General features: G+C 42.3%; 20 protein-coding genes. 17 read left to right on the top strand and 3 right to left on the bottom strand.

Annotation, left to right across the window (positions count from 1 at the left end; genetic code table 11):
* Positions 1-274: 274 nt before the first annotated feature.
* The 3 genes from groES (at position 275) to AAJP47_RS12110 (ending at position 4,893) form a co-directional block, all read left to right on the top strand.
* Positions 275-565 carry a co-chaperone GroES gene (gene groES, locus AAJP47_RS12120; protein WP_346718179.1) on the top strand — a complete coding sequence of 97 codons (291 nt, stop codon included), beginning with the start codon at positions 275-277 and terminating at the stop codon, positions 563-565.
* Positions 566-718: 153 nt separating this feature from the next.
* The gene (gene groL, locus AAJP47_RS12115; RefSeq protein ID WP_346718178.1) at positions 719-2,368 is read left to right on the top strand and encodes a chaperonin GroEL; all 1,650 of its coding nucleotides are present in this window, start codon (positions 719-721) and stop codon (positions 2,366-2,368) included.
* Between the two features lie 164 nt (positions 2,369-2,532).
* Positions 2,533-4,893: a DUF4238 domain-containing protein gene (locus AAJP47_RS12110; protein WP_346718177.1), complete on the top strand. Its 2,361-nt coding sequence runs from the start codon at positions 2,533-2,535 to the stop codon at positions 4,891-4,893.
* Between the two features lie 105 nt (positions 4,894-4,998).
* Here the strand turns inward: AAJP47_RS12110 and yaaA are convergent, their stop codons facing one another.
* Positions 4,999-5,811: a peroxide stress protein YaaA gene (gene yaaA, locus AAJP47_RS12105; protein ID WP_346718176.1), complete on the bottom strand. Its 813-nt coding sequence runs from the start codon at positions 5,809-5,811 to the stop codon at positions 4,999-5,001.
* Positions 5,812-6,300: 489 nt separating this feature from the next.
* Here yaaA and AAJP47_RS12100 point away from each other — a divergent pair, with 489 nt between their 5' ends.
* From AAJP47_RS12100 to AAJP47_RS12070, 7 genes are all read left to right on the top strand, one after another.
* Positions 6,301-7,455: a Re/Si-specific NAD(P)(+) transhydrogenase subunit alpha gene (locus AAJP47_RS12100; protein WP_346718175.1), complete on the top strand. Its 1,155-nt coding sequence runs from the start codon at positions 6,301-6,303 to the stop codon at positions 7,453-7,455.
* Between the two features lie 100 nt (positions 7,456-7,555).
* Positions 7,556-7,903 carry a proton-translocating transhydrogenase family protein gene (locus tag AAJP47_RS12095; protein ID WP_346718303.1) on the top strand — a complete coding sequence of 116 codons (348 nt, stop codon included), beginning with the start codon at positions 7,556-7,558 and terminating at the stop codon, positions 7,901-7,903.
* Positions 7,900-9,300, top strand: a complete 1,401-nt coding sequence (locus AAJP47_RS12090) for an NAD(P)(+) transhydrogenase (Re/Si-specific) subunit beta (protein WP_497198728.1) — start codon at positions 7,900-7,902, stop codon at positions 9,298-9,300. The genes AAJP47_RS12095 and AAJP47_RS12090 overlap by 4 nt, the downstream gene beginning before the upstream one ends.
* 204 nt (positions 9,301-9,504) lie before the next feature.
* Positions 9,505-10,053 (top strand): acyl-CoA thioesterase, encoded by a 549-nt coding sequence (locus AAJP47_RS12085; RefSeq protein WP_346718174.1) that lies wholly within the window; start codon positions 9,505-9,507, stop codon positions 10,051-10,053.
* 104 nt (positions 10,054-10,157) lie between these two features.
* Positions 10,158-10,367, top strand: a complete 210-nt coding sequence (gene iscX, locus AAJP47_RS12080; protein ID WP_131657563.1) for a Fe-S cluster assembly protein IscX — start codon at positions 10,158-10,160, stop codon at positions 10,365-10,367.
* Positions 10,368-10,429: 62 nt separating this feature from the next.
* A complete protein-coding gene (locus tag AAJP47_RS12075; protein WP_346718173.1) occupies positions 10,430-10,939 on the top strand; it encodes a GyrI-like domain-containing protein in 510 nt (169 codons plus the stop codon).
* 142 nt (positions 10,940-11,081) lie between these two features.
* On the top strand, positions 11,082-11,303 hold the full coding sequence (locus AAJP47_RS12070; protein ID WP_346718172.1) for a hypothetical protein: 222 nt from the start codon (positions 11,082-11,084) through the stop codon (positions 11,301-11,303).
* 134 nt (positions 11,304-11,437) lie between these two features.
* Here the strand turns inward: AAJP47_RS12070 and dapE are convergent, their stop codons facing one another.
* Complete coding sequence (gene dapE / locus AAJP47_RS12065) at positions 11,438-12,655, bottom strand: succinyl-diaminopimelate desuccinylase (protein WP_497198727.1); 1,218 nt, start codon at positions 12,653-12,655, stop codon at positions 11,438-11,440.
* A gap of 51 nt (positions 12,656-12,706) precedes the next feature.
* Positions 12,707-13,462 carry a 2OG-Fe(II) oxygenase gene (locus AAJP47_RS12060; RefSeq protein ID WP_346718171.1) on the bottom strand — a complete coding sequence of 252 codons (756 nt, stop codon included), beginning with the start codon at positions 13,460-13,462 and terminating at the stop codon, positions 12,707-12,709.
* Positions 13,463-13,647: 185 nt separating this feature from the next.
* Between AAJP47_RS12060 and AAJP47_RS12055 the strand changes: the two genes are divergently transcribed.
* The 7 genes from AAJP47_RS12055 to cyoE all read left to right on the top strand — a co-directional run bounded on the left by AAJP47_RS12055 (position 13,648) and on the right by cyoE (position 21,752).
* Complete coding sequence (locus AAJP47_RS12055) at positions 13,648-14,523, top strand: 23S rRNA (adenine(2030)-N(6))-methyltransferase RlmJ (RefSeq protein ID WP_346718170.1); 876 nt, start codon at positions 13,648-13,650, stop codon at positions 14,521-14,523.
* Positions 14,524-14,616: 93 nt separating this feature from the next.
* Positions 14,617-15,513, top strand: coding sequence for a CDP-diacylglycerol--serine O-phosphatidyltransferase (pssA, locus tag AAJP47_RS12050; protein ID WP_346718169.1), 897 nt, complete (start codon positions 14,617-14,619; stop codon positions 15,511-15,513).
* Between the two features lie 844 nt (positions 15,514-16,357).
* The gene (gene cyoA, locus AAJP47_RS12045) at positions 16,358-17,389 is read left to right on the top strand and encodes a ubiquinol oxidase subunit II (protein ID WP_346718168.1); all 1,032 of its coding nucleotides are present in this window, start codon (positions 16,358-16,360) and stop codon (positions 17,387-17,389) included.
* Between the two features lie 14 nt (positions 17,390-17,403).
* Positions 17,404-19,407, top strand: coding sequence for a cytochrome o ubiquinol oxidase subunit I (gene cyoB, locus AAJP47_RS12040; protein ID WP_346718167.1), 2,004 nt, complete (start codon positions 17,404-17,406; stop codon positions 19,405-19,407).
* Positions 19,404-20,111 carry a cytochrome o ubiquinol oxidase subunit III gene (cyoC, locus tag AAJP47_RS12035; protein ID WP_346718166.1) on the top strand — a complete coding sequence of 236 codons (708 nt, stop codon included), beginning with the start codon at positions 19,404-19,406 and terminating at the stop codon, positions 20,109-20,111. The genes cyoB and cyoC overlap by 4 nt, the downstream gene beginning before the upstream one ends.
* Positions 20,108-20,686: a cytochrome o ubiquinol oxidase subunit IV gene (gene cyoD, locus AAJP47_RS12030; RefSeq protein ID WP_346718165.1), complete on the top strand. Its 579-nt coding sequence runs from the start codon at positions 20,108-20,110 to the stop codon at positions 20,684-20,686. The genes cyoC and cyoD overlap by 4 nt, the downstream gene beginning before the upstream one ends.
* A gap of 163 nt (positions 20,687-20,849) precedes the next feature.
* Positions 20,850-21,752 (top strand): heme o synthase, encoded by a 903-nt coding sequence (cyoE, locus tag AAJP47_RS12025; RefSeq protein ID WP_346718164.1) that lies wholly within the window; start codon positions 20,850-20,852, stop codon positions 21,750-21,752.
* The last annotated feature ends 517 nt before the right edge of the window (positions 21,753-22,269 follow it).

The raw sequence follows: 22,269 nt of genomic DNA, 5'->3' as shown, positions 1-22,269 counted from the left end.
TCTAAGATATCCTTATAAGACACCGTTCGTAAGTTCTCGTCCATAAGTTTAAGTGCTCAATGAGCCAATAGGGTCGCTAAAATCCGCAAAAAATCTTGTAAATTTTTGGGCTTACCACTTGAAGCGATCTTACCTTGCCCCCACTTTTTGAAACAAGCTCGATGCTTATCTTTAGAATGCTGTTGTTGTAAAAAGATTCTGATAGATAATGGCGTTGAGATCATTTATTCAAATAAACCCTTAATTCAAACAACCAACTTTTGGAGTCATTTCGATGAACATTCGTCCTTTACATGACCGTATTGTCGTCCGCCGCATAGAAGAAGAGACAAAAACAGCTGGTGGCATTTTATTGCCTGGTTCAGCACAAGAAAAACCATCACAAGGTGAAGTCATTGCTGTTGGTAATGGTCAAGTCCGTGACAACGGTGACATTCGTGCGTTAGATGTAAAAGCTGGCGACAAAGTGTTGTTCGGTCAATACGCTGGTCAAACGGTAAAAGTTGACGGCGAAGAACTGCTTATCATGAAAGAATCTGATGTATTGGGTGTACTAGAAGGTTAATGGTTTGCAAAACCGTGTTTACCAATGCTTTTTTATAAGAAGCTCGTGACCAAACACCGTATAACTGGATACTTTTTTATCTAGTTTCTTTATAAAAAACTTATCGAATCATTTAATTGTATTCTCATACTTATAATAATGGAGTAATTTCACATGGCAAAAGACGTAAAATTCGGCATAGATGCCCGTAAACAAATGATGGACGGCGTAAACGTTCTAGCAAATGCAGTACGTGTTACCCTAGGCCCTAAAGGTCGTAACGTGGTTATCGACAAGTCATTTGGCGCACCGACCATCACTAAAGATGGTGTATCGGTTGCCAAAGAGATTGAGCTTGAAAACAAATTTGAAAACATGGGCGCACAGTTGGTACGTGAAGTCGCTAGCCGCACAAACGATGTGGCGGGTGATGGTACGACTACTGCGACTGTATTGGCGCAATCAATCTTGCAAGAAGGCATGAAATCAGTTGCCGCTGGCATGAACCCAATGGATCTTAAACGCGGTATCGATAAAGCTGTACGTGAAGCTGTTAAAGAGATTCACAAGCTATCAACACCTGCTGATGACGAAAAAGCCATCGCACAAGTGGGTTCTATCTCTGCCAACTCAGACACCAAAATCGGTGAGTTGATCTCGCAAGCGATGCAAAAAGTCGGCAAGCAAGGCGTTATCACCGTTGAAGAAGGTTCAAGCTTTGAAGATACCTTGGAAGTGGTTGAAGGTATGCAGTTTGACCGTGGTTATATCAGCCCATACTTTGCTAATAAGCAAGACAGCTTAACCGCTGAATTTGAAAACCCATACATCTTGCTTGTTGACAAAAAAATCAGCAACATCCGTGAGATCGTGCCATTACTTGAGCAAGTCATGCAGCAAAGCAAACCGTTGCTTATCATCGCTGAAGACGTAGAAAACGAAGCCTTGGCAACCCTAGTCGTGAACAACATGCGCGGTGGTCTAAAAACTTGTGCCGTTAAAGCACCAGGTTTCGGTGATCGTCGTAAAGCCATGCTAGAAGACATCGCAACGCTAACTGGCGGCACCGTAATCTCTGAAGAGATTGGTCTAAGCCTAGAGACGGCAACGCTTGAACAATTGGGTACGGCGAAGAAAGTCACTGTTGGTAAAGAAAACACCGTGATCGTTGATGGCGCTGGTAACAAAGCTGATATCGAAAACCGCGTTGAGTCTATCAATCGTCAAATCGCAGAGTCTACTTCTGACTACGATAAAGAAAAGCTACAAGAGCGCGTTGCGAAATTGGCAGGCGGCGTAGCAGTTATCAAAGTTGGTGCAGCCACTGAAACTGAAATGAAAGAGAAAAAAGATCGCGTTGACGATGCGCTACATGCAACTCGTGCCGCGGTTGAAGAAGGCGTTGTACCTGGTGGCGGTGTTGCGTTGGTTCGTGCCATGAACGCCTTGTCTGAGCTAAAAGGCGACAACGATGACCAAGACGCAGGTATCAACATCCTACGTCGCGCGATGGAAGCACCATTACGTCAAATCGTAACCAACGCTGGCGAAGAAGCATCAGTCGTGGTTAATGAAGTGAAGAATGGTACTGGTAACTACGGTTACAATGCGGCTTCTGGTGAATACGGCGATATGCTTGAGATGGGTATCCTTGATCCAGCAAAAGTATCTCGCTCAGCGCTAGAGAATGCTGCCTCTGTTGCGGGCCTCATGCTAACGACCGAAGCCATGATTACTGACCTACCAGAAAAAGATGATGGTATGGCTGGCATGGGCGGTGCTGGTGGAATGGGCGGTATGGGTGGAATGGGCGGCATGATGTAATTTATGCCTCTTAATCTATACTTGCTTTAAATAATAAAAAACCCTAACTCGTTGAGTTGGGGTTTTTTATTATTCATTGATTGAGTACATCCCCTTTATTTGAGTTTCTTATTGATAGTTGCCAGTTTATAATTATATTAATTGGACTTTATTTTGGAGTTATTATGACAGTAACTAGAAATAATCATTATGTACCGCAGTGGTATCAGAAAGGTTTTACCTCTGATAGAGATAATGAATTGTGCAATTTATCGCAGAAAAAAATTACTCTTCCAAATGGGAAAATAAAAAAATTAGATTCTAAAAAGTGGTATACACCTGCTCAGTGTTTTTATCAGAAAGATCTATACAGTACTTTTTTGGGTTCTGAAATTAGTGATGAGATTGAGCAGAGGTTATTTGGGGATATTGATGGCGCTGGTGCACTGGCAGTTAAAGCATATTTAACTGACGACCAATCTGAATGGCATAACAATTTTCAAAGCCTATTCTTCTATCTAGATGCTCAAAAACTTAGAACTCCTAAAGGTTTGGACTGGATAAAAAGTCATTATCCTGATCTAAGTCAAAACCAGCTCATGATTGAAATGCAATCTATTCGTAGACTTCATTGTATATTATGGACTGAGGGAGTGCGTGAATTAGTATCGGCTGAAGAGTCTGATATTAAGTTCATAATTTCGGATCATCCGGTTACTATTTATAATTATGCTTGTCCACCAAACTCTGAACAATGTAAATATCCAAATGACCCTGATATTTCATTAAAAGGAACACAAACAATTTTTCCACTTGATAAAAATAGGTGTTTAATACTAACGAATCAAGAATACGTACAAAATCCAGATACTATCAACCCATTAGAGCAACGAACAAACCCTACTAAAATACGTAATAGTTTAGTTAGCACTATCGACTTTATTAATCATCGAAAACTCAGTTCTGATGAAGTATTGCAGATTAATCATATAATAAAGGAACGATCTAAAGCGAGTGTAGCGGCAGGCTCTACAGATTGGTTGCACCCTGAAAAAGGTGTAGGGACATCTTGGGCTAATTTGAGATATGTATTATTGCCTCCACGTAAAGAATTTACTACTGAGATTCTTGCTAAATTTAATGATGGTAGTGTCTATTATCAAGATGCTTTTGGATGCACAAAATCTCGCAATACACTCCTAGAAAAAAATATTGATGAAGGCAAACTGCGACAAAACGATGAATGCGGATGCGGAAGTGGTAAAAAATATAAAAAATGTTGTCGTGATATTCCTAAAAATCAGCGTATAACTTGGAAAGTACGAAGTATTAGGGAGAGAAATATAGCTTTATGTAATGAAATAAGACGCGTACTTGGTTTTGATAGTGGCAAGACATGGGAAGATGTTAGGCATGGATTAACTGACAATCAGATCTCGGAAATATATAAGTTCTATGCTTTCTTATGGCCTACAACTACAGAAATTTATTCTATGTTACCAAGACCAGATGGAAAATTTCGAGCTCTCTATACTGGTCAAATAGATATCAGGAAAATAAATGTCTATGCGCTCAAAGTAGCTTCACACTTTGATGAGTTCTTAATTCAGCATCCATTTATTCACCCTAATAATGTTAAGCCTAGTTTTAGTCCTATCGAGAATCCAAGTAGCTATAGGTATCAGGCCCTTAAAGAAATTTATTTAATGATGACGTTAGAGCCATATATTAATTCTGGATTAATAAATCTTATACCTGCACCTAATTCTCTTGATAGGTATCTATTTAGTGAAATATTGGATATGGTTGAGCTAAGAGGCAAAGAAAGTGTTAGTGAAGAAGAAAAGAAACAGTTTATTAGACTGGGAAGAGAAGATAGATTGAATTTAGCATTTAGCTTACTGGATAAGGAACGTAAATTATTATTAATAGATGAATTTTCAGATTGTACAGAAAAAGAAATTGAGGAAATAGACAAGGCTTTGGCTGAAAAAGCGAAATATGATCCTTTAGTCCCACTTAAAGACTTTATGACTAATTCTACTACACAGAATATACCTTTTGTACTGGTACCTAACTATGAGATGAGTATGTTTATAGCTCAAGTTACAGGATCAGTAATTGTTACTGATAGTGAATCAAGGTGGATGGAGTTTCAGTTGGCTCAACATCGTGGCAATGGAATAGTGCATTATCCTTGGAAACCTATTCATGACTCAATTAATAAAATACCGTTAGATTCTCAAGTTGCTGAAACATTCGTTAAACCTTCACATAGTAACTATGTTAAATTTAGAAGTGATTTAAAAGCTATAAACGCTTTAGTTGCTAGTAATAATCAGAAAGTTGAAACTATATCTAAATGGAAAGCTGAAGCTCTTAACTGTGAGGGTAACATTATTAGAGAGGTTGTTGATAAAGCTAATATAAAAATTCTTGCACCAGAAGGTGGTTTCTATGATACGAATGTTCAGCGTCTACTTTTAAAGTCTAATTGTCAGCATTACCTCGATAAGGTAGATTCAGTATATTACGTAACTTCTTGATGCTGATTACTCTACTAATATAGAAAGCCCTAATTGAATAAATTGGGGCTTTTCTGTGCTCTCTGTTTTATTAGTGTTTTATTCTAAAGCCAATATAAAGATTAATTACTGATTCGCTACATCCCGTCTAAACGTCCACGTTTTATCATCAGACGCCTCGATGCAGTAATAATAGCCCGCCAAATCAAACTGTTTTAGCTGCTCAGCATTGCTCAGCTTATTGTCAGCCGCATATTTCACCATCAATCCGCGTGCTTTTTTGGCATAAAAGCTAATCACTTTATATTGACCATTTTTTTTATCTTCAAATCTTGGCGTGATGATTTCGGCATTGAGCGCTTTCTTTTTAACAGACTTAAAATATTCGTTAGAGGCAAGGTTAATCAAGACTTTGTCTTCACTATCAGCCATGCGCTCATTAATGATATTGGTCACGTCCTCGCCCCAAAACTCATATAAGTTATCGCCACGCTCGTTTTTAAGCTTAGTACCCATCTCTAAGCGATAAGGCTGAATCAAATCTAGCGGTTTTAATACTCCATAAAGACCTGACAAAATCCCCAAATGCTCATTAACATAGATAGCCGTGTCTTTATCCATATGATACATATCAAGACCCGTATAGACGTCGCCATCAAACAAATAACCCGCTGGTTTGGCCGTATTGCCAGATTCGTCATCAGTAAATGGTTGCTCTTGACTCCAGCGCCATTCCTGATTGCGCGTGGCATTAAGCTGAGCCAAATCATCAGAGATGCCCATGAGTGCTTGCAGATCCATTGGCTCTTTTGATTTTAGAGTCTTCATTAGACTTTGTGAATGTTCAATCAACGCAGGCTGACTGTAGTAGTTGCCGAGATTTAGCGGTACAGCGTCTGTTTCATTCAAAGATTTGGCAGGAGAGAGTAAAAAGTACATCGTTATTCCTTATTATCGTGAATCAATGACCCATCCAAGCATCAAGTTTCCCCATTATACGACATACGCAAGCGTCATTTCTTCTATACAAAGGGGTTTTATTTCTCCTAATACTGTATTTAAAAGAGAGCAGCGCTCAAAGGAAAATGATGCGCATTATTTACCTATGCTTAAAACACTATACCGTTTGCTAGCAAGATAAAACTTTTAATATAACAATAAAAGTTATGTATATGGTGTAAGAACCCAACTTTTTATTTACTTGTAAGTCATCATTTGGCAATGAAAATAACCGAATGATGTCTTTATAATAAAAAGGCATGATGGTGACGACGCCATCATTTATTAAATTGATATTCTTTGGTCGTCATTTTGAAGCAATCACGACTAGAGATTTTTGTCCCCTGTGCTTTTTGAAAGTGCGTTAAGGGTATTAAGGACAGTCATTAGACGTAGGTATAGTCCATTAGACGTAAGTAAGGAGACGGTATGAAAATTGGTGTCATCAGTGCAGATAACGCGAGCGAGAGCCGGGTTGCACTAACCCCAGACTCGGTCAAAAAGTTACGTAAGCTTGGGTTTGAAGTTGTCATTGAGTCGCAGGCAGGAAAAGCCGCCTACTACGCTGATGAGCTGTATCAAGCCGCAGGGGCAGATATTGCCAATAGCAGCGCCGAGGTAGTCAGCCAGTCTCAGATTATTGTGACGGTTCACGATTTACCAGCTTCGGTTGCTGACAGTTTGACGTCTGGTCAAATCGTAATTGGGATGCTTGATCCGTACCGCAACACCCAGCTTGATACTTACGCCGCCAAAGGTGCCACTGTCTTTGCCATGGAGCTATTGCCTCGTACCTTATCACGCGCACAAAATATGGATGTGTTGTCATCACAAGCCAACCTTGCTGGTTACAAAGCGGTATTGATGGCGGCCAATGAGTACTCACGTCCTTTTCCAATGTTTATGACCTCAGCCGGAACGGTCAAGCCTGCCAAAGTAGTTATTTTGGGGGTCGGTGTTGCAGGTTTGCAAGCCATTGCCACGGCCAAGCGCTTGGGCGCCGTGGTCGAAGCGAGTGACTTACGCCCTGCCGCAAAAGAGCAAGTTGAGTCGTTGGGCGGTAAATGGCTGGATGTGCCGATGAGTGAGGACGAAGCACAAAAAGCAAAAGCGACAGGCGGCTATGCATGGACACCCTCAGAGCAGTACATCAAAGACCAAGCCGCTGTGGTAGACAAAGCCTTAACCAATGCTGATATCGTCATTACCACCGCGCAAATCCCTGGTCGTCAAGCGCCACGCTTGGTACACGGGGCCACGCTTGCCAAAATGAAGGCAGGTGCGGTATTGATTGATATGGCAGCAGGGACGGGCGGTAACGTAGAAGGCAGCGTGCCTGACGAGACTATCACTACCGATAACGGTGTGCGTATCGTTGGTGCGGCCAATATTCCATCACAGCTTGCCGCGCAGTCCTCAGACTTGTATGCCAATAACCTTGTTAATTTTATTACTACGCTTATTGCGCCTACCACAGAGGACGCATCAACAAACAAATTGGCAATCAACTTAGACATGGAAGATGAGATTCAAGGAGCGCTGGCAGTGACGCATGACCGTCAAGTACGTCTTGCCAAGCGCTAATTCTTGATGATTGATCACACTACATTTGTCAATAACGAATAAATTTTAGGAGGATAAGATGATTGCCACTATTTTAGCCGCTGCACCCGTTGGTGCTGGCATGAGTAGCACGCCGTTTGTCGCGATTTTTACGGTATTTGTGCTTGCCATTTTTGTTGGGTATTACGTTGTTTGGGGCGTCACGCCTGCATTGCACACGCCATTGATGGCAGTGACAAATGCTCTGTCAAGTATTGTCATTGTCGGCGCGATGCTACAGACCGTCACCATTGATGGCTCGATGTTTACGCCGACCAGCTTATTAGGTGCGTTTGCCGTCTTTTTAGCCAGTATCAATATCTTTGGTGGGTTTGCCGTGACTGAGCGTATGCTGGCCATGTTCAAACCTAAAGTAAAAAAAGCCTCTGCTCTTGAAACGAATGCAGCGGAAAGTGGAGGCGACGTATGAATGATTTGACAACGATGATAGCGGCGAATGCTGACTGGTTTTATCTGATCGGGGCTATTCTTTTTGTTTTGACCTTACGTGGTCTGTCCAGTCCAAAAACGGCCATTCGTGGTAACCGCTTTGGCATGGCGGCGATGGCAATCGCAGTAATCACGACTTTCTTTTTAGCAGAAGGCCCAGTACTTTGGCTGATTATTGGGGCAATGATTTTAGGGGCCATTGTCGGCATGTGGAAGGCAAAAACAGTGGCCATGACACAAATGCCAGAAACGGTCGCGCTTATGCACTCGTTCGTTGGTTTGGCAGCGGTTGCGATTGCACTAGCAACGGTCTTGCATACTGAGCAACAACACGGTGCGGTTGCCCGTGTAGAATTGTTCATCGGTTGCTTTATCGGCGCGATTACTTTTTCAGCATCGGTTTTTGCCTTTGGTAAATTGGCCGCAAAAAGCTGGGCAAAAACAGTCACAGGCGGCTGGGTCAAACCCGTTCAAGCTTTATTGTTCATTGCCATGATTGGTTTTGGTGGGATATATTTCGTCACCGACTCCTTACCAGCCTTTTGCGCCATGGCAGTCATTGCGGTCATATTCGGTTGGATGTGGATTGCGCCCATCGGCGGCGGTGATATGCCCGTGGTTGTGTCTTTATTAAACTCATTCTCTGGTTGGGCGGCCGCTGGTATTGGTTTTACCCTTGGCAACTCGATGCTAATTATCGCAGGCTCATTGGTTGGTTCGTCAGGCGCAATCTTGTCTTATATCATGTGTAAAGCCATGAATCGCTCGCTCCTTAATGTACTATTTGGCGGCATGGGCACGTCAGCCGTGGCGGCCAGTGGCGATGACGGTGCGCCCAAAAATTACAAAGCAGGTTCAGCAGAAGATGCTGGTTTCTTAATGTCTAATGCCAGTAGCGTGGTTATTGTACCGGGTTATGGTATGGCACAAGGCCGCGCACAAAATGCCGTCAAAGAGCTGTACGAGCTACTAAAAGAAGAGGGCGTTAACGTACGTTTTGCCATTCATCCAGTCGCTGGTCGTATGCCAGGGCACATGAATGTGCTATTGGCTGAAGCCGATGTACCGTACGATGATATTTTAGAGATGGATGAGATTAATTCAGACTTTGCCAGTACCGATGTGGTCTTAGTCATCGGGGCAAACGATGTGGTGAATCCGTCTGCTAAAGACGATCCGACGTCCCCCATCTTTGGTATGCCTATTTTAGAGGTAAATAAAGCGCAAACGGTGATGGTCATTAAGCGCTCAATGAGCACAGGCTATGCAGGCTTAGACAACAGCTTGTTCTATATGGATAAAACCATGATGATCTTTGGCGATGCCAAAAAGATGGTTGAAGAGATGGTACGCAGTATCAATGGCGGTGGTCATTAATAGTTCAAAAATAGTTCAAATACGTTTTTAACTATTGGCTTTTGCCTATAAGTTGTTAAACAAATTATAAGTTTTTAAAGACAAAAAGTCACTGAGGTGGCTTTTTTTACGTTAAAGTGTTCGGCATTTATGAAAAGCTGATAAGGCGATATCATTGCCACTACCATTATTAATTATAAATACAATGAAACAAGAGAAAGATTTATGAATATGTTACTGCGTTTTTTTATTATGACCACCTTGCTCAAACAGCAGCTTGAACAGCAATCTATTAGTGAGCGTTTGAGTATTGAGACATTGACCGCACCGACCGTTCGTGATTATCGAATATTACCGCACGATATGGGCTTTCGCGATCACTTGCCAAACTATCGTTATTTGTCTTTTATCGAACTAAATGTCACCCGCTGGGTAATGGCGTGCTGTCATCAAAAAGGCATTAAACCTTTAAAATGGGTTATCGCCATGCAAGAGATGGTGTATCTTAAGCAAATTAAGTTTTTGGACAAAATGACGCTCAGTAGTGCTGTGGCAGGGTGGGATCATAAATACGTCTATTTTGAACATCATTTCTTTGTAAAAAACCAGCTGATGGGGGTTGGTATGACCAAGTTTGTGTTGATGGATAAAAAAGGCAAGCAGCAAGCGCCAGAAGTGCTAGATATGACAGGAGAGCGTCTCACCGATGTCATTACGACGTGGAATAAACACCAAGTAGCGATTAAATCGGCCAAGTCGACGATGGATGCTTAGACAACTTATCTATAGTCATTGATCTATAGTCATTAATCTATAATCATTGAGTGAATTTTGGTAGGATAGAGCCTATCAAAACGATTAAATGTTAAGGAGCCGTTATGACGCCGCAAAAATTAAAATGGACAGACAGCCTAGATATCGCTATCGAGCTTTATGAAAAATTCCCAGAGACCGATCCACAATATATACGCTTTACGGATTTGCATCGCTGGGTAACTGAGCTTGAAGGCTTTGATGATGATCCAAACAAATCAAACGAAGGCATTTTAGAAGCCATTCAAATGAATTGGATTGATGAAGCCGACTAATCGATTGCCCTATAATAGGTACGATAGTAAATAAAAAACCAATAAACAGCACAGGTAGCATCATGACTTCACAAACCAAAACTTTAACCGAAGCGCTAACCTGTAAAGGCATTAGCGTTCGTACTACTAACAACGCCGAGATCAGCCATGAAACGGCGAAATTGGGTAGATTATGGCAAAAATTCTATCAAAATCATGCCGGTCAACTTCCTGAAGGCGAAGACATTTATGGCGTTTATCATAACTATGAGAGCGATGACTTAGTCGGGGCGTTTGATGTGGTCGCTGGCTGGCAGATCAACCATGAGCAAGATGAGACCGAGCTTGCAAGTAGTGACGCTGCGCTGAATACAGGCAATGTGGTAGAAGTAACCATTCCTGCTGGCAAGTATTTGGTGTTCTCTGAAAATGGCAATATGCCAAATACGGTCATGAATGCATGGGAGAAAGCGTGGGAGTATTTCAATGCGCCAGACTGCGAACATACGCGAACGTTTGAGGTTGATTTTGAGCGTTATATCGATGGCAATTTAGAGTATGGTCAAGTAGATCTGTATATTGGAATTGAATAAAGCTCTTGAGGCATGATATGGAATCTTCTAAACGTCCACTTTGAGCTTACGAAAACTTACTCACACTTTGGCGCTTTACCGTATATTGCTTACTATGTCGATATGAGAAAAATCTCAAAGACACTAGGGATGTAAAGTAAAAATGGATAATAACGATGAGCATAAGATTTCAGTTTATGAGTTAGGGATTATTAAGAATGCATTGCGTGGACGCATATTGGATGTAGAAGAGTTTAGGACAGAATATGTGCTCAAAGAAGAGCAAGGCGATATGAATGATAAGGTCGATGCTTTTCAAGCGGAATTGGTTCACATACAGCAAAAACTTGAAAATATTTCACCAGAAAAAGGCCTTGATATCTAGGTAATGCTTTTCCATTAATTAAGCGGGCAACGAATCATTGCTGTGTTAGTCAACTTTAACTCTTGCTAGTCAATTACTAATAAAAAAGCGCCCTTTCATATAGAGGGCGCTTTTTTAGTTGTCTATGATGAATATTAATCTAGCAACAAGTTCTCCAAAATCCCTTCATAAATCTGCGCAAGTTTACCCAAATCATCCACCTCTACCTTTTCATCGACTTGATGAATCGTGGCATTACGCACGCCAAGCTCCACAACTTGGGCGCCCGTTGGCGCAATAAAACGTCCATCCGATGTGCCACCAGAGGTTGATAATGTGGTATCGACGTCGGTCACCGTTTTAATTGCTTTTTGACAGGCGGACACCAATTTGCCTTCTGGGGTCAAAAACGGCTGACCAGATAACTTCCAATCAATAGCATAATTGGCTTTGCTGTTTGAAAAGTGCTTATCAAAAATCGCGTGCGTTTTTGCTTTTAGCTCATCCTCAGTGGTTTCTGTTGAAAAGCGAAAGTTAAAGATAACTTCCAAGGTTTCTGGAATGACATTGGTCGCGCCTGTGCCACCGTTAATATTTGAGATTTGCAAGGATGTGGCAGGGAAATAGTCATTGCCTTCGTCCCAAGCAGTATCTGTCAATTCTGCCAACGCTGACATCGTAGCGTGAATAGGGTTGCAAGCCAAATGTGGATAGGCGACATGGCCTTGTTTACCAGTCACGGTCAGTACCGCACCCAATGAACCACGGCGACCATTTTTGATAATATCGCCAAGTGTGTCGGTACTCGACGGCTCACCCACGAGGCAATACGTGATTTTTTCATCGCGCGCTTCTAAGGTTTCAATGACTTTAACTGTGCCATTCACCGACGGGCCTTCTTCATCTGAGGTGATCAAAAAAGCAATAGAGCCTTTATGCTCAGGATAATTGGCCACAAAACGTTCCGCGGCAATGGTAAACGCCGCAATACCGGTTTTCATATCAGCAGCACCGCGCGCCCACAGATAGCCATCAGCGATGGTAGGGGTAAACGGCGGATACGTCCAATTATTCTCATCACCCGTTGGCACAACATCGGTGTGACCTGCAAAGCAAATGACGGGATCAGTCGTCCCGCGACGCGCCCATAAATTCTTAACTTCAGCGTGCTCACCGCTTTGTCGTCTATCACCAAAGTACATAAACTCACAGTCAAAACCCACCTGTTCTAATCGCGCTGACAATATATCTTGGCAACCATCGTCATCAGGTGTTACCGAAGGACGTTCAAGTAGGGCCATACTCAAATCTAGCGTCGCTTGCTGATGGGTCATCTGCTGATTAGCGTTTGATTGGTTATGAGAGTCGGACATGAATAAACCTTTTATATAAAGTCAGTATTTAGAATTAAAGTAAAGCATGAATTAATGGTTTTCTTCAACAAACGGCACCAATCCATCGCGGCGCATCCAAGTGGCGATAGAATAGCGTTGGCGGTGGGCAGTTTGTACTTGATGCATAAGATCGCTATCGAATATCACCAGCCTGTTGGCAACAGGGGTAACCTCATGATGGACGCCATGTTTATCAACAATTTCTAGCGCACCGCCATCATTGGATGTCCAATCATCATTAAGATAAAAAACGGCTGAGATCACGCGCTCATCCCGCTCAGCAGGATTGTCGCTGTGCCATTGATAGCCAAATCCAACGGGGTAGCAAGCGTAATGCGCTTCACTGTGGCGAATACCAGCAAACAAGCTGCGGTTAAATAAAGTGGCAAGGGCATTGATACTTTGCAAGTAATAATAGCCAGCAAAAAAATCCTCGGTGATCCAGCGAATTTTATCACCGCGAATGTCACTGACACGGATACCCGCCGTCAGCGCAGCATCACGATAATCAACAAAACCGCTTTCTACTTGTAGGGCTAATAATGCTCTATGCTCAAACACATCATCAAGGACAAGCCAGCCCTCACTGACAAACCGATCGAGCTGCGCATCTGTCAGTTTATCCTGCCAATTTATATCAAAATCGGAGGGCTGCAACAGCCGCTGCGTTGGCGGGGTTTCACTTGAGTCTTTATTGGGCGGAAACAGCAGTGGCGGATTATCCTGACCTATCGGATGCTGAGCCAAAACTTCTGTGACCTCAAGATTGCTAATAATCTGTGTCATTTCATCTCGTTACTGTCAAATAGTTGTCAAATAGCGGTCAAATAATTATCGAATAGTTGCCAAATAGCGGTCAATACGCAGTCAATCGAGGCTTTTTTATTGAAAGCACTTACTAAAACCACATTATCTTTTACTCCGCCTATGCTACCATAGATGCAATTTTTCTTATTTAAACTTTTGAGATTATGAACTATAAACACGCCTACCACGCTGGTAACTTTGCTGATGTCGTTAAACACATTTTATTGGTACAACTGCTCAACCAATTGGGGCAAAAAAACAAACCTTTTTATGTGCTTGACGCTTATGGCGGCCGTGGACTGTATTCACTGAGCAGTGAAGAAGCGCGTAAGACAGGCGAGGCCAACGGTGGTATCCAAGCATTGCTAAAAGCCGATACCGAAAAGGCACCTGCTGCTGTCAAAGATTATATGGAAGGCATTAAGCAAGCCCGATTTACTTATGACAATAAAGTCTATCCTGGTTCTCCTTGGTGGATTGCTCATCATATTGAAAAAAATCCTGAGGCAGGCGTACGCGGCGAAGCATTTGAAGCCAAAGCCACCGAATACGATGCGCTCAACTATCAATTGCATAAATTACCCATCGGTATTCACCACCGTGATGCGTTTGAAGGCATTACTGCCGTCATTCCGCCAAAAGAAAAGCGTGGTCTTATCTTCCTTGATCCCCCTTATGAGCAAGAGCATAAAGACTTTACGCGTCTCATTGATCTATTAGTCACCTCTTATAATAAATGGCCACAAGGCACCTATGCGCTTTGGTTCCCTATCAAGAATATGGAAGCGGTTGAGTTATTTTATAAAAAGCTTAAGCGTACCGACATGCGTCGCCAGCTGGTTTGTGAGCTGAATATTTATCCAAATGATGTGGCGGTTGGTCTAAACGGCACAGGTTTGCTGGTGATTAATCCACCTTGGCAATTTGATAATCATGCGCGTGAAATATTGCGCTTTTTACAGCCTGCTTTAAAAGTGGCTGACGCGCCAGATCTAACCCCTGATAGCGCGACCAATGTGCGCTGGCTGGTTGGTGAGTAACGATGCTAGTAGCTAATTTAACAACTAATTTAACAACTATGTTAGTAATGATCCAATGTTAGTAATAGTAAGGTTAGCAATAAGGATATTGAAATGACTAACGTACAACCACCCAAAAGCCAAGCAAACAATACCTCCGTAAATGATGCAACGCTACAAGACAGTGCGGCTACTCAGCCGCCTTTTGTCGATGAGCACGATTTTAATATTCGCCTAGCGAATAATGACAGTTACGATGGGCTAACTTTTGAGGTGATTGAAGCAGAAGTCGCTGAAGGTAAACGAGTTGTCAGTCGCGGTGTTTATTTAGCGCCCAATTTGATCACGACTTTATCACTCTTGTCAGGCTTTTATTCGATCTTAGCAAGTACGCAAGGGGAGTTTTACAGAGCCTCGCTAGCCATTTTCTTATCTGCCATTTTGGATGGGGCTGATGGCCGAGTTGCCCGCATGCTCAATGCGCAAAGTCCTTTTGGTGAGCAATACGACTCATTAGCAGATATGTTAGCTTTCGGCGTAGCACCGGCTATTTTGATTTACAGTTTTGCTTTGCAGCCCTTGGGTCGTATTGGCCTTGCTTGCGCTTTTGTCTTTACCGCTTGTGGCGCATTCCGTTTAGCACGCTTCAATGTACAGGTCGGTATCGTCGATAAGAAGTATTTTGTTGGTTTGGCCAGCCCGCTTGCCGCCATCTTGGTTACCGCGTCGGTGATGGTGGCTATCGACCATAATGAATGGGTAGGGCAGTATGATACGGCAATCATGTTGTTATTCGCCGCTTGGGTAGTCACCTGTGGTTTGCTTATGGTCAGCAATGTTAAGTACTACAGTTTTAAAGAATTTGACAAAAAGAAAGTGCCATTTGTGGTTCTGATCATTGGGGTGTTGGTCATAGGTATTGTACTCTATGATATACCCGTTGGTATTTTAGCCATTGGCATTATTTATGCCTTATCCGGCATTGTCACTACGATCAAAGCCAAGATGTAAAATCAGTGATATGCTTTATATTAAGGAGCTTGCCAATAGGTAAGCTCCTTTTTTTAGCTGATTTATCCTATAAAAATACTGCGTTTTAGAATAGGAAGCGCTTTGTAACTCTACAACGGAGTCAGTAACACTGTTATATGACTATTTTAGGCTGTTTAGCTCATTTAAAAGGCAATATGCCCAAAACAGCAAAATTTTCAAGCTTAATTTATAGATTTTGAATAGTGAAAACATGTTTTTTTATTTCTACTTTGTTGCAGATAGTGTTTTTCAAAAAAAGAAGCGTATAGTGTCTGTGAATTGAAAGGGCAGCTTTTGATGGTTTTATACCTTATAGACAGCATGGAATAATGCTGGGGTAGCCAGACAAAACTTAGCGTCAAAGTAAGCTGCTCTTACATATTGATACCCTCTTAGTAAAGCGATTTACCAATCTTCCCAATCTACCAGGACAATAGAAACAGAGCATTATTGCTACTGTTACTTAATCCTGTGCTACTGCTATGGTGAGATAGGTAAATCTAAGATTTATTCTATTGATTATTGTTGCAATATAGCGACCGATGACACTCTTTAGAGCGTGAAAACTGTCATAAATGTTCGTTACCAGATTTAAATGGGTAACAGTAATGACATTGTGACAAGCAAAGTGACAATCATTGTGACAACCAAAGTAACAACCAAAGTAACAACCAATGTCACAAGCAACGCTACTAGGAGTATCAATAAGGTCAAAATCCAGCGTCATTCCTTTGCTGTTCGCTATCAGATTGTGACAGCTATAGAGTGTCTCTAAAATTTAACAAATATTAATAAAACTGACCGAATATAAGGTTAACAAGGCATGACGTTTTTCAAATTACCGATCTGGCTAAAGGCCAACTTAGTGGTATTGATAAGCAGCTTGCTCCTGACCGCCTGTGATAAAGGTGTATTGCATCCTCAGGGCGCAGTTGGCGTGCAAAATAAAGAACTTATCATTGTTACCACTGCCTTGATGTTGATTGTGGTTATACCAGTCATCGTCATGGCTCTCTGGTTCACCTACCGCTATCGTGCGGATAGACCGGATGCTGATAAAGACTTCGACCCACAGTGGTCACACAACACTTGGATTGAAGTTTTAATGTGGACGATTCCCATTATTATTATCGCAATCTTAGCGGTGATTACGTGGAAAAGTACCCACGCGCTTGATCCTTATAAGCCACTAGAGACCACAAGTGATAATCCACCGCTTGAGATTCAAGTTGTGGCGCAAAACTGGAAATGGTTATTTATCTACCCAGAGCAAGATATTGCCGTCGTTAACGAGCTTTATTTGCCAGTAGATCGTCCAGTTAGCTTTAAAATTACCTCTGATACGGTAATGAATTCGTTCTTCATTCCTAGGCTTGGTAGTCAGATTTATGCCATGTCGAGCATGGTGACGCAGCTACATCTGATCGCTAATGAACCTGGTGTCTATAACGGGCTTTCTGCCAACTATAGTGGCCCTGGTTTCTCAGATATGAAGTTTTTGGCACATGCTGTTGATAAGCAAGGTTTTGATAACTGGGTCTCTAACATTAAAGCGGGAGACAACAAGGTTCTTGATACCGCTGTTTATGAAGAGCTATCGAAGCCGTCAGAGAACCATGCCATCGAGTATTTCAAATCAACGCAACCTGATATGTTTGATTATATTGTGAATCAATATAGCTCAGATACAAAACAACAAAATCAGTTTGTGGCGCCAAATGAAGTCAATCAGCGTGATAATAAAAACGCTGTCAACAAAGGCTTAGAGTCTGATTTGAAGAAAGACGGTGAAGGTAGCATTAACCCAGCAGCGCCATCGAATAAAGATGATGCGCAAGAAGCTGACGCTCAATAATAGGAAAGGTAACTATGGAAGCAATACTCGGTAGATTGTCCCTCGAGGCAATACCTTTCCACGAGCCTATCATTATGATGGCTGGTGGTATGATGGCCTTGGCTGGGCTAGCAGTTTTAATTTTTCTAACCAAAAAGAAGCTTTGGGGCGTTTTTTGGCACGATTGGCTAACCTCGGTTGACCATAAAAAAATCGGTATCATGTATATTGTCGTCGCTATCGTCATGTTACTACGTGGCTTTAGTGATGCCATCATGATGCGTACCCATCAGATGTTGGCCAACTATCCGGATACGGGATATTTACCGCCGCATCACTATGATCAGATTTTCACCGCCCATGGCGTGATTATGATTTTCTTTGTCGCGATGCCATTGGTCGTAGGGCTGATGAATGCGATCATACCTTTACAGATTGGCGCACGTGATGTGGCGTTTCCGTTTCTAAACTCCCTATCGTTTTGGCTATTTGTGACGGGCGCTTTATTGGTTAACGTCTCGCTAGTCATTGGTGATTTTGCGGCGACAGGTTGGTTGGCGTATCCGCCATTGTCAGAATTAACCTACAGTCCAACAGTGGGGGTAGATTATTATATCTGGGCCTTACAGTTATCCGGATTGGGGACGTTGCTGACGGGTGTCAACTTCTTAGTGACTATCTTAAAGATGCGCGCGCCTGGCATGAAACTCATGCATATGCCGATTTTTACTTGGTCAGCACTTTGTACCAACATCTTGATCGTTGCCGCTTTCCCTGTATTAACCGCAACTTTAATAATGTTAACGTTAGACCGCTATCTTGGTATGCACTTCTTTACCAATGATGCAGGCGGTAACGTCATGATGTATATCAACCTGATTTGGATTTGGGGTCACCCAGAGGTATATATCTTGGTACTGCCAGCTTTTGGTATTTTCTCAGAAGTCATCTCGACTTTCTCACAGAAAAAACTGTTTGGCTACGTCAGTATGGTCTATGCCTTGATGGTTATTGCGATTCTAAGTTTCATCGTTTGGTTGCATCACTTCTTTACCATGGGTTCAGGCGCCAACGTCAATGCCTTCTTTGGTATTACGACCATGATTATTGCCATACCCACTGGGGTTAAGGTCTTTAACTGGCTGTTTACCATGTATCGAGGCAAAATCGTTTTCGGTACGCCAATTCTATGGACGCTTGGCTTTATCGTTACCTTCACGATTGGTGGTATGACGGGTGTCATGCTAGCCGTTCCTGGTATTGATTATGTCTTGCACAACAGTCTGTTCTTGATTGCGCATTTCCATAACACCATCATTGGTGGTGCCGTATTTGGATATTTTGCAGGTATTACTTTTTGGTGGCCGAAGATGTTTGGCTATCGTTTGGATGAAAAATGGGGCAAACGCGCTTTTTGGGGCTGGCTCATCGGTTTCTTTGTGGCCTTTATGCCGCTGTACGTCCTAGGATTCTTCGGTATGACGCGTCGTACCAACCACTATGCCAATGATGTTTGGCAAATATGGCTGATCGTGGCAGCAGTCGGTGCCTTTATTATCCTGTTCGGTATTTTCAGCCAGCTGATGATGTTCTATGTCAGTTATCGTGATCGTGAACGTCTTGCTGATGTTAGTGGTGATCCTTGGAATGGTCGTACGTTGGAGTGGAGCACACCATCACCTGCGCCGTTTTACAATTTTGCACAGCTACCAGTGATCAATGATCTTGATGCCCTAGCCCATCTTAAAGACAGTGGCTGGACATCAGACAAAGCGCCCAATTATTACAGCCCGATACATATGCCTAAAAACACAGATTCTGGTGTGATTATTGGTCTATTAACCTTTGTCTTTGGTTTTGCTTTTATCTGGCATATCTGGTGGTTGGTAATCGCCTCTTTCTTAGTCATGATTTTCTTTGTTATTCGTGAAGCCAACAAACGTGATATCGATTATATCGTACCGGTTGATGAGATTGAAAAAATTGAAAATGCTTATTATAAGCGTCTTCGTACGGCTCACGCAGGAGACGGGTTATGAGTAGTACCGAAAGTATGAATAAACATGAAGTAAATAGTAATTTACCAGACGACAACGGCGAGGAGTTGTTGCCGTCTGATGATCATAATAAAGGCAACATAGACTACTTTAACCATAGTGATCCTCACCATCCAGACCATTTGGATGCGCAGGGCAATAAAGTACTCGGTTTCTTTGTTTACTTGATGACCGATTTGGTGTTGTTTGCCACGTTCTTTGCCGCCTATGCAGTATTGAAAGTTGGCGTGGCAGATGGCCCAAGTCCTAAAGATATTTTTGACCTTAAGTTTGTTTTGGTTGAGACGTTCTTGCTGCTGATCAGTAGTATTACCTTTGGTTTTGCTATGCTGGGTGCTTATGAGAACAACATGTCAAAGCTTAAGACGTGGTTGATTATTACGGCGCTATTTGGCATGGGTTTCATTGGAATGGAGATTTACGAATTCCATCACCTCATTGTCGAAGGCTTTGGACCTGATCGCAGTGCTTTCTTATCGAGCTTCTTTAGCTTGGTCGGTTTGCATGGTATACACGTCACGGTCGGTATCTGCTGGTTGTTGTTTACGTTGTTCCAGTTGAACAAGTTTGGTCTTTCTGAGCGTATGATGACGCGTTTAAGATGTCTAAGTCTGTTTTGGCACTTTTTGGATATCGTGTGGATTTGCGTCTTTTCGCTAGTGTATCTGGTAGGAGTGGCATTATGAAAAATGAAAATTTGCATGCAGCCGAGCAGGCTCATGCACATGGAGATGTAAGCCACGGCCAAAGCAGTCATGGAAGTAAAAAGAGTTACATTATCGGCTTTGTGCTATCGGCAATCTTGACGGTTATTCCATTTGGGCTAATCATGAGCGATATGATGTCAGGAATGAGCGCGATTTGGATGATTGCTGTTTTTGCAGCAGCGCAGGTTTTTGTACAAGTTTACTTCTTCTTGCATGTGGACTTTAGTCCTGAGCAGCGCAATACGCTTTATAGTTTTTTATTCACGTTGTTTGTAGTGGCAATTGTTATGGTTGGTTCATTGTGGATTATGCACAACGCCAACGAAAACATGATGCCGGGTATGGGTAAAGATATGCAGATGGATATGGGCATGAAAATGCCAACCAATGCAGATGGTACGCCTAGGTTAGACCGTGAGCTTGAAGGTTTTGAAGATAAACTGGATCTACCGGATACGTATCAAGCGCCTAACCAAGGTAGTCCTGCTACCACGCAACAAGAAGATCACTCAGATATGTCTGATCATTCAGGCATGGCTGAAATGCAACAGTAGGGCAGTTACTGCCTTTATTATCTGCGCTGCAAGTTGGCGTATGTAATCTATCTCAAATGCCGCTGCAATGATGAGCCGCTAGCATCGGGCTCATCATTGTTTTAGATGGTAATCTTTTAACCATATGGCCAAGGTATTTGACGATATTAACTGATGGATAATCATGAATAAACTTGCACAATTAAAACTCGATGTTGCCAAACAACCGCTGGTTCAGGTAATCAAACCTGGCATCGTATTCGGCAATGCTATCACCGTACTCGGCGGCTATTTTTTAGCGGCTAAAGGCAATCCTGATTGGCTGGTATTAATGCAAGTCTTGGTTGGTACCTTGACGGTGATAGCTTCTGGTTGTGTGATCAATAATATCATCGACCGTGACATCGACTCAAAGATGCAGCGTACTTGTGACCGAGTTTTGGTCACAGGTGAGCTCTCGATTCCGCATGCCATACTTTATGCAGTCGTCCTACTAGGTATTGGCGTACTGTGTCTAGCCGCGACCACGCCACTGGCTTTATATTCGGCGCTATTTGGTTATGTCATCTACGTCGGTTTCTATAGCCTATACTTCAAACGTCAATCTGTTTGGGGAACGTTTATTGGTAGCTTCTCTGGTGCCATTCCACCAGTGATTGGTTATGCTGCGCTAACGCCTTCTATCGATGGTGTATATTGGGTGCTGTTTGCGATGTTTGCTATTTGGCAAATGCCGCATGCTTATGCCATTGCTGTGTTTCGCAAAAAAGATTACAGCGCAGCCAGTATTCCGGTACTACCAGTAAAGCATTCTTTTAGAACAACCCAGTGGCATATTGCTATTAGCATTGCTTTTTTCTTGATTGTGGGTAGTTTGCTCACGGCCTTAAAAGCAACGGGCTACTGGTATTTAGGCGTACATTTGTTGTTGTCAGGCTATTGGTTGTTTATCGCTATGAAGCCTATTAAAGGCAATAGCGAGCAAGAGCAGATTCAGCAACAGGTTAAATGGGCTTATAAAATCTTTGGGCTTTCCATCATCATCATGATGGCACTCTGCTTAATGATGGCGATTGATTACGTATAACGTTGCTTGGCTATAGATAGTACAACGACCGTGGTTCATAGAACGGAGACAATCTAAGTTTTAAAATTAGATACTGTTAATAAACACCATTAAGAAGCCACTAACATGAATAGTGGCTTTTTTTATGACTATTGCTTCAATGAGAGTATCCGAAATTATCCATAAGCCATATTTTTCGTAACTTCTAATAAATAAATTCAAATTAACCAAGTCTTTAACCTATTGAAAATACTATAATATTTACCTTCTACCAAACTGATTTGATAAACAACCAAAATAACCCCTTGACCCAGCATCAAACCTGCGTATAATGCGTCCCAGTCGGAGAGGAAGGTGGATTAAGGAGCGGGTTTACTGCTTAATAAACTTAATCGCTGCATGTTTAGGAGAAGGGATTTGAGCTTAGTAAAATAAGCGAGAATAAAACTTCAAACCAATCAAAAAATACTTCTTGACTTCATAAATAAAGCGTCTATAATACGCACCTCATTAAGGCAAAGCAGTTAAGAAGATAGTG

It is taken from the genome of Psychrobacter halotolerans (assembly GCF_039680845.1).
Lineage (GTDB): Bacteria > Pseudomonadota > Gammaproteobacteria > Pseudomonadales > Moraxellaceae > Psychrobacter.
Note: the sequence above shows the minus strand (reverse complement) of the source record. Positions and strands in the feature narration are given on the sequence as shown.